The sequence below is a fragment of the Pseudoxanthomonas sp. LjRoot143 genome (assembly GCF_964252945.1).
In the GTDB taxonomy this organism is placed as follows: Bacteria; Pseudomonadota; Gammaproteobacteria; order Xanthomonadales; family Xanthomonadaceae; genus Pseudoxanthomonas_A.
The window spans coordinates 973,038-987,252 of sequence record NZ_CAXUPM020000001.1 but is presented as its reverse complement, the minus strand read 5'-3'; the positions used below and the strand labels follow the sequence as shown (position 1 = coordinate 987,252).

General features: G+C 66.7%; 14 protein-coding genes and 1 tRNA gene. 1 reads left to right on the top strand and 14 read right to left on the bottom strand.

Annotated elements, in window-relative coordinates; all coding sequences use genetic code 11:
- Positions 1-3 precede the first annotated feature (3 nt).
- The 11 genes from nuoH to tpiA form a co-directional block, all read right to left on the bottom strand.
- On the bottom strand, positions 4-1,095 hold the full coding sequence (gene nuoH / locus ACSQ1W_RS04655) for an NADH-quinone oxidoreductase subunit NuoH (protein ID WP_192269020.1): 1,092 nt from the start codon (positions 1,093-1,095) through the stop codon (positions 4-6).
- A complete protein-coding gene (gene nuoG / locus ACSQ1W_RS04650; protein WP_436041872.1) occupies positions 1,092-3,326 on the bottom strand; it encodes an NADH-quinone oxidoreductase subunit NuoG in 2,235 nt (744 codons plus the stop codon). The genes nuoH and nuoG overlap by 4 nt, the downstream gene beginning before the upstream one ends.
- Entirely contained in the window at positions 3,323-4,693 is a 1,371-nt protein-coding gene (gene nuoF, locus ACSQ1W_RS04645; protein WP_436041870.1) for an NADH-quinone oxidoreductase subunit NuoF, read from the bottom strand. Before nuoF ends, nuoG begins: the two co-directional genes overlap by 4 nt.
- A gap of 4 nt (positions 4,694-4,697) precedes the next feature.
- Positions 4,698-5,225 carry an NADH-quinone oxidoreductase subunit NuoE gene (gene nuoE / locus ACSQ1W_RS04640; RefSeq protein ID WP_436041868.1) on the bottom strand — a complete coding sequence of 176 codons (528 nt, stop codon included), beginning with the start codon at positions 5,223-5,225 and terminating at the stop codon, positions 4,698-4,700.
- Complete coding sequence (locus ACSQ1W_RS04635) at positions 5,222-6,526, bottom strand: NADH-quinone oxidoreductase subunit D (protein ID WP_436041866.1); 1,305 nt, start codon at positions 6,524-6,526, stop codon at positions 5,222-5,224. Before ACSQ1W_RS04635 ends, nuoE begins: the two co-directional genes overlap by 4 nt.
- The gene (locus ACSQ1W_RS04630) at positions 6,523-7,248 is read right to left on the bottom strand and encodes an NADH-quinone oxidoreductase subunit C (protein WP_436041864.1); all 726 of its coding nucleotides are present in this window, start codon (positions 7,246-7,248) and stop codon (positions 6,523-6,525) included. The genes ACSQ1W_RS04635 and ACSQ1W_RS04630 overlap by 4 nt, the downstream gene beginning before the upstream one ends.
- Positions 7,249-7,292: 44 nt before the next feature.
- Positions 7,293-7,847 carry a NuoB/complex I 20 kDa subunit family protein gene (locus tag ACSQ1W_RS04625; RefSeq protein WP_055943825.1) on the bottom strand — a complete coding sequence of 185 codons (555 nt, stop codon included), beginning with the start codon at positions 7,845-7,847 and terminating at the stop codon, positions 7,293-7,295.
- Positions 7,838-8,194 (bottom strand): NADH-quinone oxidoreductase subunit A, encoded by a 357-nt coding sequence (locus tag ACSQ1W_RS04620; protein ID WP_162108536.1) that lies wholly within the window; start codon positions 8,192-8,194, stop codon positions 7,838-7,840. Before ACSQ1W_RS04620 ends, ACSQ1W_RS04625 begins: the two co-directional genes overlap by 10 nt.
- A gap of 303 nt (positions 8,195-8,497) precedes the next feature.
- Positions 8,498-8,582, bottom strand: a tRNA-Leu gene (locus ACSQ1W_RS04615).
- A 47-nt stretch (positions 8,583-8,629) separates the two neighbouring features.
- Complete coding sequence (gene secG / locus ACSQ1W_RS04610; RefSeq protein WP_436041862.1) at positions 8,630-9,079, bottom strand: preprotein translocase subunit SecG; 450 nt, start codon at positions 9,077-9,079, stop codon at positions 8,630-8,632.
- 57 nt (positions 9,080-9,136) lie between these two features.
- Positions 9,137-9,895: a triose-phosphate isomerase gene (gene tpiA, locus ACSQ1W_RS04605; protein WP_192269033.1), complete on the bottom strand. Its 759-nt coding sequence runs from the start codon at positions 9,893-9,895 to the stop codon at positions 9,137-9,139.
- 109 nt (positions 9,896-10,004) lie between these two features.
- Here tpiA and ACSQ1W_RS04600 point away from each other — a divergent pair, with 109 nt between their 5' ends.
- Entirely contained in the window at positions 10,005-10,817 is an 813-nt protein-coding gene (locus tag ACSQ1W_RS04600) for an SDR family NAD(P)-dependent oxidoreductase (RefSeq protein ID WP_436041859.1), read from the top strand.
- Between the two features lie 72 nt (positions 10,818-10,889).
- Here the strand turns inward: ACSQ1W_RS04600 and ACSQ1W_RS04595 are convergent, their stop codons facing one another.
- The 3 genes from ACSQ1W_RS04595 to accD form a co-directional block, all read right to left on the bottom strand.
- On the bottom strand, positions 10,890-11,828 hold the full coding sequence (locus ACSQ1W_RS04595) for an isopenicillin N synthase family dioxygenase (protein ID WP_436041858.1): 939 nt from the start codon (positions 11,826-11,828) through the stop codon (positions 10,890-10,892).
- A gap of 73 nt (positions 11,829-11,901) precedes the next feature.
- Entirely contained in the window at positions 11,902-13,251 is a 1,350-nt protein-coding gene (gene glmM, locus ACSQ1W_RS04590; RefSeq protein ID WP_436041856.1) for a phosphoglucosamine mutase, read from the bottom strand.
- The gene (accD, locus tag ACSQ1W_RS04585; protein ID WP_192269040.1) at positions 13,248-14,141 is read right to left on the bottom strand and encodes an acetyl-CoA carboxylase, carboxyltransferase subunit beta; all 894 of its coding nucleotides are present in this window, start codon (positions 14,139-14,141) and stop codon (positions 13,248-13,250) included. The genes glmM and accD overlap by 4 nt, the downstream gene beginning before the upstream one ends.
- Positions 14,142-14,215 lie beyond the last annotated feature (74 nt).

Here is a 14,215-nt window from a genome sequence, read left to right as displayed (position 1 = left end):
GTCTTACACACCCTTCTCGAACACGCCGAAGAACACCATCACTGCCGTCACCGCGATCCAGAAGATCGTGAGCGGGATGAACACCTTCCAGCCCAGCCGCATGATCTGGTCGTAGCGGTAGCGAGGGAAGCTGGCGCGGAACCAGATGTAGGCGCTGGCGAAGAACAGCACCTTCAGCAGCAGCCACGGCCAGCCGCCCACCCAGATCCAGTTGATCCACGGCGACACGTCGGCGGTGATCCAGCCCTGCAGCGGGCTCAGCCAGCCGCCGAGGAAGAACAGCGACACCAGGAAGCTGACCAAGATCATGTTGGCGTATTCGGCCAGGAAGAACAGCGCGAACGCCGCACCCGAATACTCGACCATGTGGCCGGCGACGATTTCCGATTCGCCTTCCACCACGTCGAACGGCGAGCGGTTGGTCTCGGCGACGCCGGACACCCAGTACACGATGAACAGCGGGAACAGCGGCAGCCAGAACCACTCGAGGAAGCCCGAGTCGCCCGCCTGCGCCATCACGATGTCGGTCAGGTTGAGGCTGCCGGCGGCGATCAGCACGCCGACCAGCGCGAAGCCCATCGCGATTTCGTAGCTGACCACCTGCGCGGCCGAGCGCATGGCGCCCAGGAACGCGTACTTCGAGTTCGACGCCCAGCCGGCGATGATGATGCCGTACACGCCCAGCGAGGTCATCGCCAGCAGGTACAGCAGGCCGGCGTTGGCGTTCGACAACACCAGTTGGTAATCGAACGGCACCACCGCCCACGCGGCGAACGCCGGCGCCAGCGTGATCAGCGGCGCCAGGATGTACATCGTCTTCTGCGCGCTGCTGGGCTGGATGATTTCCTTGAACAGCAGCTTGAAGACGTCGGCGAAGGCCTGGAAGATGCCCATGCCCACGTACATCGGCCCGTGGCGCACGTGCATCCAGCCGATCAGCTTGCGCTCCCACACCACGTAGAACGCGACCGAGATGATCACCGGCATGGCGATCACCAGGATCTTCAGCACGATCCACAGGATCATGCCGATGTCGCCCAGCCCGAAAAACCACTCGCGCAGGGGGCCGACCGCGTTGATCAACATCTCGTTCATGCGCTCACCACCGTCACGCGTCCGGCACCCAGCGGCGCCGTGGCGCCGTAGCCACTTTCGATCCACGCGGTACCCGCGGCAACGCGGGCATCCACCACCACCGGCAGCGCGGCGGTGCCGATACCGTTACCGACCTTGGCCACCTGGCCCTCGGCGACGCCGGCAGCCTGCGCATCGGCAGGATTCAGCACGATGCGGTCACCGACGTTCAGCGGGTGCGCCTGCAGCGCTTCGGCGCGGCGGACGGTACCGTCGGTGCGGTAGATCGCCGCGGTGACGGCCAGTTCCAGGCCCTGTCCGTTGATGGCCGGCGCGGCGGACTTCACCACCGCGACCGTCCTGGCGTCGGCGATGGCCTCGCGCACGCCGGCGATATCGGTGAATTCGAAACCGGCCAGCTGCAGCTCGCCACCCAAGGCGCGCAGCACCTTCCAGCCGTCACGCGCCTCGCCCGGCAGCTTGCCGGCCGCCTGCGTGCGCTGGTCCTTGCCATCCAGATTGGTCAGCGTCGCATCGATTTCGGGCAACAGACCGATCGGCAGGATCACGTCCGCCACATCGCGCGTCGACTTGCAGGCGAAGTGGCTTAACGCCACGACCCTGGACGACGCCAGCGCGCGCGACGCGGCCGGCGTATCGGCGAAGTCCAGCCCCGGCTCGATGCCGTAGATCACGTATGCACTGCGCGGCTCGGCGAACATGCCGGCCACGTCGCGGCCGCTCGGCAGCACGCCCTGGCGCGCCAGGCCGACGGCGTTCGCGCCCTGCGGAATGCGGCACAGCGACGCATCGGTCGCGCCTGCGAACGCCGCGGCAGCGGCGCGCAGCGCGGCGGCCTGCGGATGGTTCTCCACGATGCCACCGACGATCACGACGGCGCGGTTCGCCGCCTTCGCAATGTCACGCAGCGCGGCATCGTTCAGCGCGTCACCGAGCTTCGACGGCGCGACGATGTGCTTGCCGGCGATGCCGAAGGCAAAGTCGAAGTCGACCGGGTTGACCACGTGCACCTTGGCGCCCGTGCGGACGGCCTTGCGGATGCGTTGGTGCAGCAGCGGCAGCTCATGGCGGAGGTTGGTGCCGAACAGCACGATGACATCCGCCTGCTCGATCTCGGCCAGCGGCAGCGCGAACGGTTCGGCCACGGCGCCATCGGAGAAGTCGCGATTGTTGATGCGGTGGTCCAGGTTGCCGGTACCGAGGCCGTCGGCGAGCTTGGCCAGCAGGCCGCCCTCCTCGTTCGACACCGCCGGATGCACCAGCACGCCAAGGCTGTCGCCGCGGTTCGCACGCAGGATTTCGGCAGCCGCGGCCAGGCCTTCGGCCCAGGACACTTCGCGCCACTCGCCATTGACCTTCTGCAGCGGCTTCACCGCGCGGTCGTCGGCATACAGGCCCTGGTGCGAATAGCGGTCGCGGTCGGACAGCCAGCACTCGTTGACCGCCTCGTTCTCGCGCGGCACGGTGCGCAGCACCTGGCCGCGGCGCGAGTGGTAGAACACGTTCGAACCCATCGCATCATGGAAACCGACGGACTCGCGTGCGATCAGTTCCCACGGACGGGCGCGGAACTGGAACACCTTGTTGGTCAGCGCGCCCACCGGGCACACGTCGATGACGTTGCCGGAAATCTCGGTGGTCAGCGGCTTGCCGTCGTAGGTGCCGATCTGCAGGTTCTCGCCGCGGTACATGCCGCCCAGCTCGTAGGTGCCTGCGACGTCCGCGGTGAAGCGCACGCAGCGCGTGCACTGGATGCAGCGGGTCATCTCGGTGGCGACCAGCGGACCGATGTCCTCGTCCGGCACCACGCGCTTGCGTTCCTGGAAACGGCTGACCGAACGGCCGTAGCCCAGCGACAGGTCCTGCAGTTCGCACTCGCCGCCCTGGTCGCAGATCGGGCAGTCCAGCGGATGGTTGATCAGCAGGAACTCCATCACGTTGCGCTGCGACTTCAACGCCTTGTCGCTGCGCGTGGCGATCTTCATGCCGTCCATCACCGGCGTGGCGCAGGCCGGCGCCGGCTTCGGCATCTTCTCGACTTCGACCAGGCACATGCGGCAGTTGGCCGCGATCGGCAGCTTCTCGTGGTAGCAGAAGCGCGGGATCGGGATGCCGGCCTTGTCGGCGGCCTGGATGATCATCGAACCCTTGGGCGCGGCCAGCTCCTGCCCGTCGATGAAGACGGTGACGTGGTCCGGCGGCAGGTTGGGATTCACGGGCTGCGCACTCACGCGGCCACCTCCAGGTTGGAACGGACCACCGTGCCGTCGCGCTCGTCGTCGACGAGGAACCGCTTGTTGACGATCGCGTATTCGAATTCGTGCCAGAAGTGGCGCAGCATGCCCTGCACCGGCCACGCGGCGGCTTCGCCGAACGCACAGATGGTGTGGCCTTCGATCTGGCCGGCGGCCGCGCGCAACGTCTGCAGGTCTTCGATCGTGGCCTTGTGCTCGGCCACGCGGGTCAGCATGCGGTACATCCAGCCGGTGCCCTCGCGGCACGGCGTGCACTGGCCACAGCTTTCCTTGTAGTAGAAGCGCGCGATGCGCTGGCACGCACGCACCATGCAGGTGGTGTCGTCCATCACGACCACGGCACCGGAGCCCAGGCCGGAGCCGGCCTTCTGGATGCTGTCGTAGTCCATCGTCAGGCCCATCATCACCTCGCCCGGCAGCACCGGCATCGAGGAGCCGCCCGGGATGACGGCCTTGAGCTTGCGGCCCTCGCGCATACCGCCGCACAGCTCGAGCAGGTCGGCAAACGACGTGCCCAGGCGGATCTCGTGATTGCCCGGATTCGCGACGTGGCCGGAAACCGAGAAGATCTTGCAGCCGCCGTTGTTGGGCTTGCCGAGGTTCATGAACCACTCGGCGCCGTTGCGCACGATCGCCGGCACCGAGGCGTAGGTCTCGGTGTTGTTGATCGTGGTGGGCTTGCCGTACAGGCCGAAGTTGGCGGGGAACGGCGGCTTGAAGCGCGGCTGGCCCTTCTTGCCTTCCAGCGACTCCATCAATGCGGTTTCCTCACCGCAGATGTAGGCGCCCGCGCCCAGCGCGTTGTACAGGTCGATGTCCACGCCGGAGCCGAGGATGTTCTTGCCCAGCCAGCCGTGCTTGTAGGCCTCGGCGGTGGCTTCTTCCAGGTGCTCGAACGGCTCGTGGTGGAACTCGCCGCGCAGGTAGTTGTAGCCCACGGTGGAACCGGTTGCGTAGCAGGCGATCGCCATGCCCTCGATCACCGCATGCGGGTTGTAGCGCAGGATGTCGCGGTCCTTGGCGGTGCCCGGCTCGGATTCGTCCGAGTTGCAGAGGATGTATTTCTGCATGGCGCCCTTCGGCATGAAGCTCCACTTCAGGCCGGTAGGGAAGCCCGCGCCGCCGCGACCGCGCAGGCCGGACTGCTTGACCATCTCGACGACGTCGGCCGGCGGGATCTTCTCTTCGATGATCCGGCGCAGCGCGGCGTAACCGCCGGTCTTCAGGTAGTTCTCGTACGACCAGGGCTTGTCGAAGTGCAGCGTGGTGTAGACGGCCTGGTGCTCCTTGGGAGCGGGACCGACCGGGCCGTAGCCTTCCGAATAGTGTGAATGGCCTGCCATGCGCTTACTCCAGCCCGTCCAGCAGCTCGTCGACCTTCGCCGGCGTCAGGTTCTCGTGGTAGTGGCCGTTGATCACGACCACCGGCGCGCCGCAGCACGCGGCCACGCACTCTTCTTCGCGCTTCAGGTATACGCGGCCGTCGGCGGTGGATTCGCCCAGCCTGCAGCCCAACTTCTTCTCCGCGTGCGCGACAAGATCCTGGGCGCCGTTGAGCCAGCAGCTGATGTTGGTGCAGAACGCGACATTGTTGCGGCCGACCTTCTCGGTCTCAAACATCGAGTAGAAGCTGGCGACTTCGTACGCCCACACCGGCGGCAGGTCCAGGTACTTGGCGACCGCGGCGATCAGCTCGTCGGTCAGCCAGCCCTCGTTCTGCTCCTGCGCGGCATGCAGGCCCTGCAGTACCGCGGAACGCTTGCGGTCCGGCGGGAACTTGGTCAGCCAATGATCAATGTGCGCGCGCGTCTTGTCGCTCAACGCCACCAGCGGATCGACGTTCTGCGCCGCTTCGAAATTACCCGTGGCCCTCATCGGTCCACCTCACCAAATACCAAGTCATAAGTACCGATCATCGCGACGACGTCGGGGAGCATGTGGCCGCGCACGATCTCGTCCATCGAGGACAGGTGCGCGAAGCCCGGCGCGCGCAACTTCACGCGGAAGGGCTTGTTGGCGCCGTCGGACACCAGGTAGCAGCCGAACTCGCCCTTCGGCGCCTCGACCGCGGCGTAGGTTTCGCCGGCGGGCACGCAATAGCCTTCGCTGAACAGCTTGAAGTGGTGGATCAGCGCTTCCATGTCGTCCTTCATCTCCTCGCGGGAGGGCGGCGCGACCTTGAAGTTCTGCACCATGACCGGGCCGGGGTTGGCCTTCAGCCACTTCACGCACTGCTGGATGATGCGGTTGGACTGGCGCATCTCGGCGACGCGGACCAGGTAACGGTCGTAGCAGTCGCCGTTGACGCCGACCGGGATGTCGAAATCGACCACGTCGTACTTCGCGTACGGCTGCTTCTTGCGCAGGTCCCAGGCGATGCCCGAACCACGCAGCATGGCGCCGGTCATGCCCAGCGCGCGCGCCTGTTCGGGCGACACCACACCGATGCCGACGGTGCGCTGCTTCCAGATGCGGTTGTCGGTCAGCAGCGTCTCGTACTCGTCGACGCGCTTCGGGAATTCGTTGGTGAAGTCTTCCAGGAAATCGAGCAGCGAACCTTCGCGGGCCTGGTTGAAGTGCTTCAGCGCCTTGCCCTTGCGCCAGGGCGATTCCTTGTACTTCGGCATGTGGTCCGGCAGGTCGCGATAGACGCCGCCCGGACGGTAGTACGTCGCGTGCATGCGCGCGCCGCTGACCGCCTCGTAGCAGTCCATCAGCTCTTCGCGCTCGCGGAACGCGTACAGCATGACCGCCATCGCGCCCAGGTCGAGCGCGTTGGAGCCGATCCACATCAGGTGATTCAGGATGCGGGTGATCTCGTCGAACATCGTGCGGATGTACTGCGCACGCTCCGGCGCTTCGATGCCCATCAGGGTCTCGATCGCGCGTACGTAGGCGTGCTCGTTGCACATCATCGACACGTAGTCGAGACGGTCCATGTAGCCGATCGACTGGTTGAACGGCTTCGACTCGGCCAGCTTCTCGGTGCCCCGGTGCAGCAGACCGACGTGCGGATCGGCACGGACGATGGTCTCGCCGTCCATTTCCAGGATCAGGCGCAGCACGCCGTGCGCGGCCGGATGCTGGGGACCGAAGTTCAGCGTGTAGTTGCGGATTTCCTGCTTGGCCTCGGCAGGATTGCTGGCGAACGCGGCGCCGGATTGCGGATTGCTCATGCCTTGCCCTCGCGCACGGCCTGCTCGCCGGCGGCGGTCTGGTAGCGGGCGTCGTCGCGGATCACGCGCGGCACGCCGACACGCGGCTCGACCGACGTGACCGGCTCGTACACCACGCGCTTCTTTTCTTCGTCGTAGCGCACTTCGACGTTGCCGATCAGCGGGAAATCCTTGCGGAACGGATGGCCGACGAATCCGTAGTCGGTCAGGATGCGGCGCAGGTCCGGATGGCCTTCGAAGATGATGCCGTACAGGTCGAACGCTTCGCGCTCGAACCAGTTCAGGCCCGGCCACACGTCGCTCACCGACGCCACCACCGGCAGGCCGTCGTCCGGCGCGAAGCAACGCACGCGCACGCGACGGTTGTGCTGGTACGACAGCAGATGCAGCACGACGGCGAAACGGTTCGGGCGGGCGGCATCGCGTGGACGCTGCTCCCAGTTGAAGCGGCCCGGGCCGAAACCCTCGACGCCACGGCTGAAGCCCTCGGACGAGACGTCGGCGGTGTCCCACTCGGCGCTGCCATAGCCCAGGTAGTCCACGCCGCTGACGTCGACGGCCTGTTCGAAGCCGAATTCGTCGCGCAACGCCAGGGCGACCGCATGCCACGAGGCGGACGGCACTTCCAGGGTGATTTCGCCGCGCGGCTCGGCCACGCTGACCGTGGCGTCCGCGAAGCGGGCGCGTAGCTGGTCGGTGAAGTTTGCAGCTTGCTCAGCCATGGGGCGTGGCGTGCTCTAGAAAGGATTCGGGGGAAAGACGAGGATCAGCGCGCGATGGTCTGCGTGCGCCAGATCTTCTTCTGCAACTGCAGGATGCCGTACACCAGCGCTTCGGCCGTCGGCGGGCAGCCCGGCACGTACACATCCACCGGCACGACGCGGTCGCAGCCGCGGACGACGGAGTAAGAGTAGTGGTAGTAGCCGCCGCCGTTGGCGCAGCTGCCCATCGAGATGACCCACTTCGGCTCGGGCATCTGGTCGTAGACCTTGCGCAGCGCTGGGGCCATCTTGTTGACCAGCGTGCCGGCCACGATCATCACGTCGGACTGGCGCGGCGACGGGCGGAACACCACGCCGTAGCGGTCCAGGTCCAGGCGCGAGGTGCCGGCATGCATCATCTCCACCGCGCAGCAGGCCAGGCCGAACGTCATCGGCCACATCGAACCGGTACGCGCCCAGTTCATCAGCGCATCGACGCTGGTGGTGACGTAGCCCTTCTCGAGCAGCGGATTGTCGCCCTCGGGGCGCAGGATGTCGTCCACCCGCCCTTCCGGGATCGGGTTGTTCATCAGACGGTCGACGGTCTGGATCACTCCCATTCGAGCGCTCCCTTCTTCCAAACGTAAACGAAACCGAGGAACAGCATGCCCACGAACAGGCCCATCGTGACCAGCGCACGCGGACCCAGCTCCTGGAACACCAGCGTCCACGGAACAATGAAGATGATTTCCAGATCGAACACGATGAACTGGATGGCGATCAGGTAGTAGCGCACGTCGAACTTCATGCGCGCGTCTTCGAAGGCCTCGAAGCCGCATTCGTACGGAGACAGCTTCTGGGCGTCGGGACGACGCGGGCCGAGGAAGCGGCCGGCCACCATCAGCGCGATGCCGATGCCGGTGGCGACGATCAGGAACAACAGGGTGGGCAGGTAATTGGCCAGCACTCGCTTGTCTCTTCTTGTCCTATCCGCCGGCGCGCACGACGCGGCACGGCATGAATGGGGCTTGCATCGCTCGCGCCCGGCCTGCGCCATGCGCGACCCGTGGCGCGACCACCGGGCCCATCTTCGGCGGGAGCCCTTCCGCAGCACGTACCGGGCGCCCGATGAATCGGCGGGATTGTAACGGTTTGTGAACTCGCTAGTAAACGATTACCGGCGCATATCACCGCAGTCGGCAAAAGAAAAAACCCGCCGGAAGGCGGGTTTTTTCGATGCGGGAACGACGTTGCCGCCGACCCGCCGTATTGGTGCCCAAGAGGGGACTCGAACCCCTACGACTTTCGCCGCTACCACCTCAAGGTAGTGCGTCTACCAATTCCGCCACCTGGGCTTTGAAACCTGCGCGGCGCACCGCGCGCGCCGCCATTGTATCCGTGATCAGCCGCCCTGCGGCGGCGTCACCGGCGGCGTTTCCGTCGCCGGCGCGGCTTCCTGCGGTGCGGCGGGCGCATTGCCAGCCGGCGCAGCAGGGGCCTGCTGGATCGGCGTGCTCGGCACGGTCGACGGCTTCGGCAGTTCGCCTGCCGGCGCGGCCGGTGCCGCCGGGAGCTCGGACATCACGCCGAGGTTCTGCTGGGTGGTCGGGCGCGCGCTATGCGTCGCGTACCACGCCATGAACAGGCTGATGCCGAAGAAGGCGATGGCCAGCCACTTGGTGCTCTTGGACAGGAAGTTGGACGCGCCGCGCGCACCGAACACCGTACCGGAAGCTCCGCCGCCACCGAAGCCCGAGCCGGCCTGAGCGCCGGAACCCCGCTGCATCAGCACCAGCGCGATGATGGCGATGGCCACCAGCACGTACACCACATTCAGGATCAACATCCACATTTGGAATCAGTCTCAACCGGTTGAGTCGTCCAGCCCCTGGGGCCGGTCTTGCCGGGGTCACCCCCGACCGGCCGCCGCCTGCGCGATGGCCAGGAAATCCCGGGCGACCAGTGACGCGCCGCCCACGAGCCCTCCATCGACATCGGGCTGCGAGAACAGTTCCGCGGCGTTGTCGGGCTTCACGCTGCCGCCGTACAGGAGAGGCAACGAGCCGGCGATTCTAGCATCGCGCGCGGCCACTTCGCCACGGATGAACGCATGCACCGCCTGGGCCTGGGCCGGCGTGGCGGTCAGGCCGGTGCCGATGGCCCAGACCGGCTCATAGGCGACGACGGCCCCCTCGAAGGCCTGCGGGCCGGCCAGATCGAACACGGCCTGGAGCTGCTTCTGGATGCGGAACTCGGTCTGCCCGTCCTTGCGCTGCTGCTCGGTCTCACCCACGCAAAGGACCGGAATGAGGCCGGCATTCTTGGCCGCGACGAACTTTTTCGCGACGAATTCGCTGCTTTCGTTGTGGTACTGGCGACGCTCGGAGTGGCCGACCAGGCCGTAGCGCGCACCCACGTCCACCAGCATGGCGGCGCACACTTCACCCGTGTAGGCACCCTTCTCGTTGCTGCTGACGTCCTGCGCGCCGAACGCCACGCCGCGGTCGCCATAGTCCTCGATCAGCTCGCCGAGGTAAGGCAGTGGCGGCAGGATCAGCAGGTCCACACCCTCCAGCGGCAGGCCCGCGACCAGTTCATCCATCAGCGCCGTCGCGAAACCGCGGGTGCCATGAAGCTTCCAGTTGCCAGCCACGAGCTTGCGACGCATAAGACCAATTCCTGTCCAGTTCGGGGGCGCGCAGTCTAGCCGATGTTGGGCGGTACACCTATCTGCCGCGCTATCGTGCCGACATCCCGTCGCCCGCTCTGGAGCCGCCATGCCCGATGCCACCCCTGCCCCATCGACCGGCTACGCCTTGGTCACGGGTGCCTCCAGTGGTATCGGCGAGCAGATCGCACGCGAGTATGCGAAGCGCGGTGTCCCGCTGGTACTGACGGCCCGGCGCGCCGACCGACTGCAGGCATTGGCGGCGGACCTGCAGGCGCAGGTGCCGGTGGAGATCGTGGCGGCGGATCTGGCCGACCCCGGCGCACCTGCGGCACTGGTGACCGAACTGGAACGTCGGGGCCTGCAGATCCGGATCCTCGTCAACAACGCCGGCTACGGCGTACCGGGCCGCTACCGCAGCAGCGCCTGGGCCGACCATGCGGCGTTTCTCCAGGTGATGGTGAGCGCCGTCGGCGAACTGACGTGGCGACTGCTGCCGTCCATCCGCGCATCGGGCCAGGGCCGCATCCTCAACGTGGCGTCCTTCGCTGCGCTGATGCCCGCCGCCGACGGGCAGACGCTGTACGCGCCCGCCAAGAGTTTCCTGCTGAAGTTCAGCGAAGCACTGGCGCTCGAGAATGCCGATCGCGGCGTGCACGCCACTGCCCTGTGCCCGGGTTTCACCTACTCCGAGTTCCACGACGTCACCGGGACGCGCTCACGCATGCGGGTGTCGCCGACGATGTGGCTGGATGCCGCGGACGTGGCGCGCGCCGGCATCGACGGCAATGAGCGCGGCGATGTGCTCGTGGTGCCCGGCTGGCGCTACCGGCTGCTGCACGCCATCGTGAAGCTGCTCCCCCACCGTCTGGCGCTGGGGATGATGGCGCGCAACTCGCGCAAGGTGCGGCCGCTGGATTGAGGCGTCCGGAAACGCACGACGCCGGCATATCCCGGCGTCGTGGGGCGGCGCGGTGGCGGGCCTGGGCCCGCCCTACTTCAGTTTGATTTCGCGCAGACGCTCTTCCAGGTAACCCTGTGCCGTGATCGGCTCGGGGTAACGCTTCGGGTTGTCCTGCGTGACCGTGGACGGCAGCACATCGATCAGGAAGTCCGGATTCGGGTGCAGGAAGAACGGCACCGAATAGCGCGGCTGGCGCGCCTGCTCACCCGGCGGATTGGTCACGCGATGCGTGGTCGAGGGATACACGTGGTTGGTCAGGCGCTGCAGCATGTCGCCGATGTTGACCACGATGGTGTCGGCGTCCGAGGTGAACGGCACCCACTCGCCCTGCTTCGAGCGCACTTCCAGGCCGGCGGCGCTGGCGCCCACCAGCAGCGTGATCAGGTTGATGTCCTCGTGCGCGCCGGCACGCACGTTGGGAATGTCGTCGGCGGTGATCGGCGGATAGTGGATCGGGCGCAGGATCGAATTGCCGGAATCGGTCTTGTCGGCGAAATAGGTTTCCGGCAGGCCGATGTGCAGCGCCAGCGCCGACAGCACGCGCGAACCCAACTGGTCCAGCGCCTGGTACAGGCCATAGCCATGCTCGCGGAAGCCCGGCACTTCGTCCGGCCACAGGTTCGGCGGCATCACCTCGCGATATTTGGAGTCATCGGGAATCTCACGGCCGATGTGCCAGAACTCCTTCAGGTCGAAATGCTTGGAGTCTTTCGCCGTTTCCACACCGAACGCGGTGTAGCCGCGCGCACCGCCGCTACCGGGCACGTGGTAGCGCTTCTTGGCATCGTCGGGTAGCGCGAAGAAGCGCTTGAACACCTCGTAGGCGGCATCGATCTGCGCCTGCGGGATACCGTGGTTGCGGATGCCGGCGAAACCCCACTCGCGATAGGCCGCACCCAGCTCGGCGACGAAGGCCTCGCGGTCGGTATCGAAACGGGTGATGTCCAGCGTGGGAATACGGGCGCTCATGCATCTGCTCCAACAGGGGAAAGGCGCGGGAGGCGATTGGACCATCACCGCGCCGGACATTCATTGATCCGGCTCAGGCGGCAGCGGCTGCGCGCACGGCCTCTGCCAGGGTTTCCAGCGTGTTCTTCACCAGCGTATCGTCGTCCGCCTCGACGGTGACGCGCACCACCGGCTCGGTGCCGGACGGACGCAGGAACGCACGCCCGCGCCCGGACACCGCGGCCTGCGCCTGCGCCAGCGCGGCCTGCACACTGGCCGCCTCGGTCGGACGCGCGCCGTTGGCCAGCTTCACGTTGATGGTCTTCTGCGGCAGCATCGTCAGGCCCTCCAGCGCACCACGCAGCGTCGTCCTGCCGCGCTTCAACGCCTCCAGCACCTGCAACGCGGCGATGATGGCGTCGCCGGTCGTCGTGCGGTCCAGACACAGCAGGTGACCGGAGGCTTCGCCACCGAGCACGGCGTTGCCCTCGACGAGCGCCTGGTGCACGTAGCGGTCGCCGACCTTGGTGCGGACGAACGGGATCTCGAGTTTGCCCAGCGCGCGCTCTAGGCCATAGTTGGTCATCAGCGTGCCGACGACCGGACCGCGCAAGCGTCCGATGGTCTGCCAGTCGCGCGCCAGCAGGTAGATCAGCTGGTCGCCGTCCACCGGCGCACCCTGCCCGTCCGCCATCAGCACGCGGTCGCCGTCGCCGTCGAAGGCAATGCCCAGGTGGGCGCCGGTCTCGCGCACTTTCGCGGCCAGGTTGTCGATGTGCATCGAGCCCACGCCATCGTTGATGTTGATGCCGTTCGGCTCCGCGCCGATGGTGACGACGTCGGCGCCCAGTTCGCGGAACAGCAGCGGCGCGATGTGGTAGGTCGCACCGTGCGCGCAGTCCAGCACCAGCTTCAACCCCTTCAGGTCGAAGCGACGCGGCACGCTGGCCTTGCAGAACTCCATGTAGCGGCCGACCGCGTCGCGCGTGCGGATCGCCTTGCCGAGCTTTTCGGATTCCACGGTGACGAACTCGCCGTCCAGCGCGGCTTCGATGGCCGCCTCGGTGGCGTCATCGAGCTTCTCGCCTTCGGCGGAGAAAAACTTGATGCCGTTGTCGTAATGCGGATTGTGCGAGGCGCTGATCACGATGCCGGCATCGGCGCCCAGCGTACGGGTCAGGAAAGCGACGGCCGGCGTCGGCATCGGCCCCATCAGTTGCACGTCGGCACCGGCGGCCACCAGGCCGGCTTCCAGCGCCGCTTCGAACATGTAACCGGAAATGCGCGTGTCCTTGCCGATCACCACGACCGGGCGGCTACCCGTGCTGTTCTCGCACAGCACGCGCCCCAGCGCGTTGCCCAGCCTCAATACGAAATCCGCGGAGATCGGACCGGCTCCGACACGACCACGGATGCCATCGGTACCGAAATATTTGCGGCTCATGCGGTCACCAGTTCACTGTCCTCGGGCTTGGACTGTCGCATCATCAACGCCAGCAGGTCGGCCAGGCGGTCACGCATCTCGCGACGGTCGCAGATCTGGTCGATCGCGCCGTGCGCGACAAGGAACTCCGAACGCTGGAAGCCCTCCGGCAGCGTCTCGCGCACGGTCTGCTCGATCACGCGCGGACCTGCGAAGCCGATCAGCGCTTCGGGCTCGGCCAGGTTGATGTCGCCCAGCATCGCGAAGCTGGCCGACACGCCACCGGTGGTGGGGTGCGTCATCACCGAGATGTACGGCAGGCCCGCCTCGCGCAGGCGGCCGAGCGCGGCCGACGTCTTCGCCATCTGCATCAGCGAGAACAGGCTTTCCTGCATGCGCGCGCCACCGCTGGCGGAGAAGCACACGAACGGCGACCCGATCTCCAGCGCCTTCTCCGCGCCGAGCGAGAAGCGTTCACCGACCACCGAACCCATCGAGCCGCCCATGTAGGCGAAATCGAAGGAACTGGCGACCAGGTCGCGCCCCTTCAGCTGGCCCTGCAGGGTGATCAGCGCATCGCGCTCGCCGGTGCTCTTCTGCGCGGCCTTGATGCGGTCGGCGTACTTCTTCTGGTCCTTGAACTTCAGTACGTCGGTCGGGCCGAGCGCGGCACCGATCTCGCGGGTGCTGCCCGGGTCGAACAGCGCCGCCAGGCGGGCGCGGGCGCGGATCGGCATGTGGAAGCTGCACTTCGGGCAGACCTCCAGGTTCTCCTCCAGCTCCGGCCGGTACAGCACCGCGCCGCAGCGGTCGCATTTTTCCCACAGCCCCTCGGGGACGCTGCGTTTGCTCTTGCCTGCGTTGCCTTCGGTGCGGATGCCCGACGGCATCAGTTTGCTGAGCCAGCTCATGCGTGGTCTTGCTGCCTGCCCCTGGCGGGGCCTCGTGGATTAGCGCGGCAGTTTAGCTCAGTCGTCCATGCACA

Coding starts and splice junctions, on each gene's coding strand:
- nuoH (WP_192269020.1), bottom strand. CDS start 1,095: ATGAACGAGATGTTGATCAACGCGGTCGGCCCCCTGCGCGAGTGGTTT.
- ACSQ1W_RS04595 (WP_436041858.1), bottom strand. CDS start 11,828: ATGAGCGCCCGTATTCCCACGCTGGACATCACCCGTTTCGATACCGAC.
- glmM (WP_436041856.1), bottom strand. CDS start 13,251: ATGAGCCGCAAATATTTCGGTACCGATGGCATCCGTGGTCGTGTCGGA.
- secG (WP_436041862.1), bottom strand. CDS start 9,079: ATGTGGATGTTGATCCTGAATGTGGTGTACGTGCTGGTGGCCATCGCC.
- tpiA (WP_192269033.1), bottom strand. CDS start 9,895: ATGCGTCGCAAGCTCGTGGCTGGCAACTGGAAGCTTCATGGCACCCGC.
- nuoF (WP_436041870.1), bottom strand. CDS start 4,693: ATGGCAGGCCATTCACACTATTCGGAAGGCTACGGCCCGGTCGGTCCC.
- ACSQ1W_RS04625 (WP_055943825.1), bottom strand. CDS start 7,847: ATGGGAGTGATCCAGACCGTCGACCGTCTGATGAACAACCCGATCCCG.
- ACSQ1W_RS04600 (WP_436041859.1), top strand. CDS start 10,005: ATGCCCGATGCCACCCCTGCCCCATCGACCGGCTACGCCTTGGTCACG.
- accD (WP_192269040.1), bottom strand. CDS start 14,141: ATGAGCTGGCTCAGCAAACTGATGCCGTCGGGCATCCGCACCGAAGGC.
- ACSQ1W_RS04630 (WP_436041864.1), bottom strand. CDS start 7,248: ATGGCTGAGCAAGCTGCAAACTTCACCGACCAGCTACGCGCCCGCTTC.
- ACSQ1W_RS04635 (WP_436041866.1), bottom strand. CDS start 6,526: ATGAGCAATCCGCAATCCGGCGCCGCGTTCGCCAGCAATCCTGCCGAG.
- nuoE (WP_436041868.1), bottom strand. CDS start 5,225: ATGAGGGCCACGGGTAATTTCGAAGCGGCGCAGAACGTCGATCCGCTG.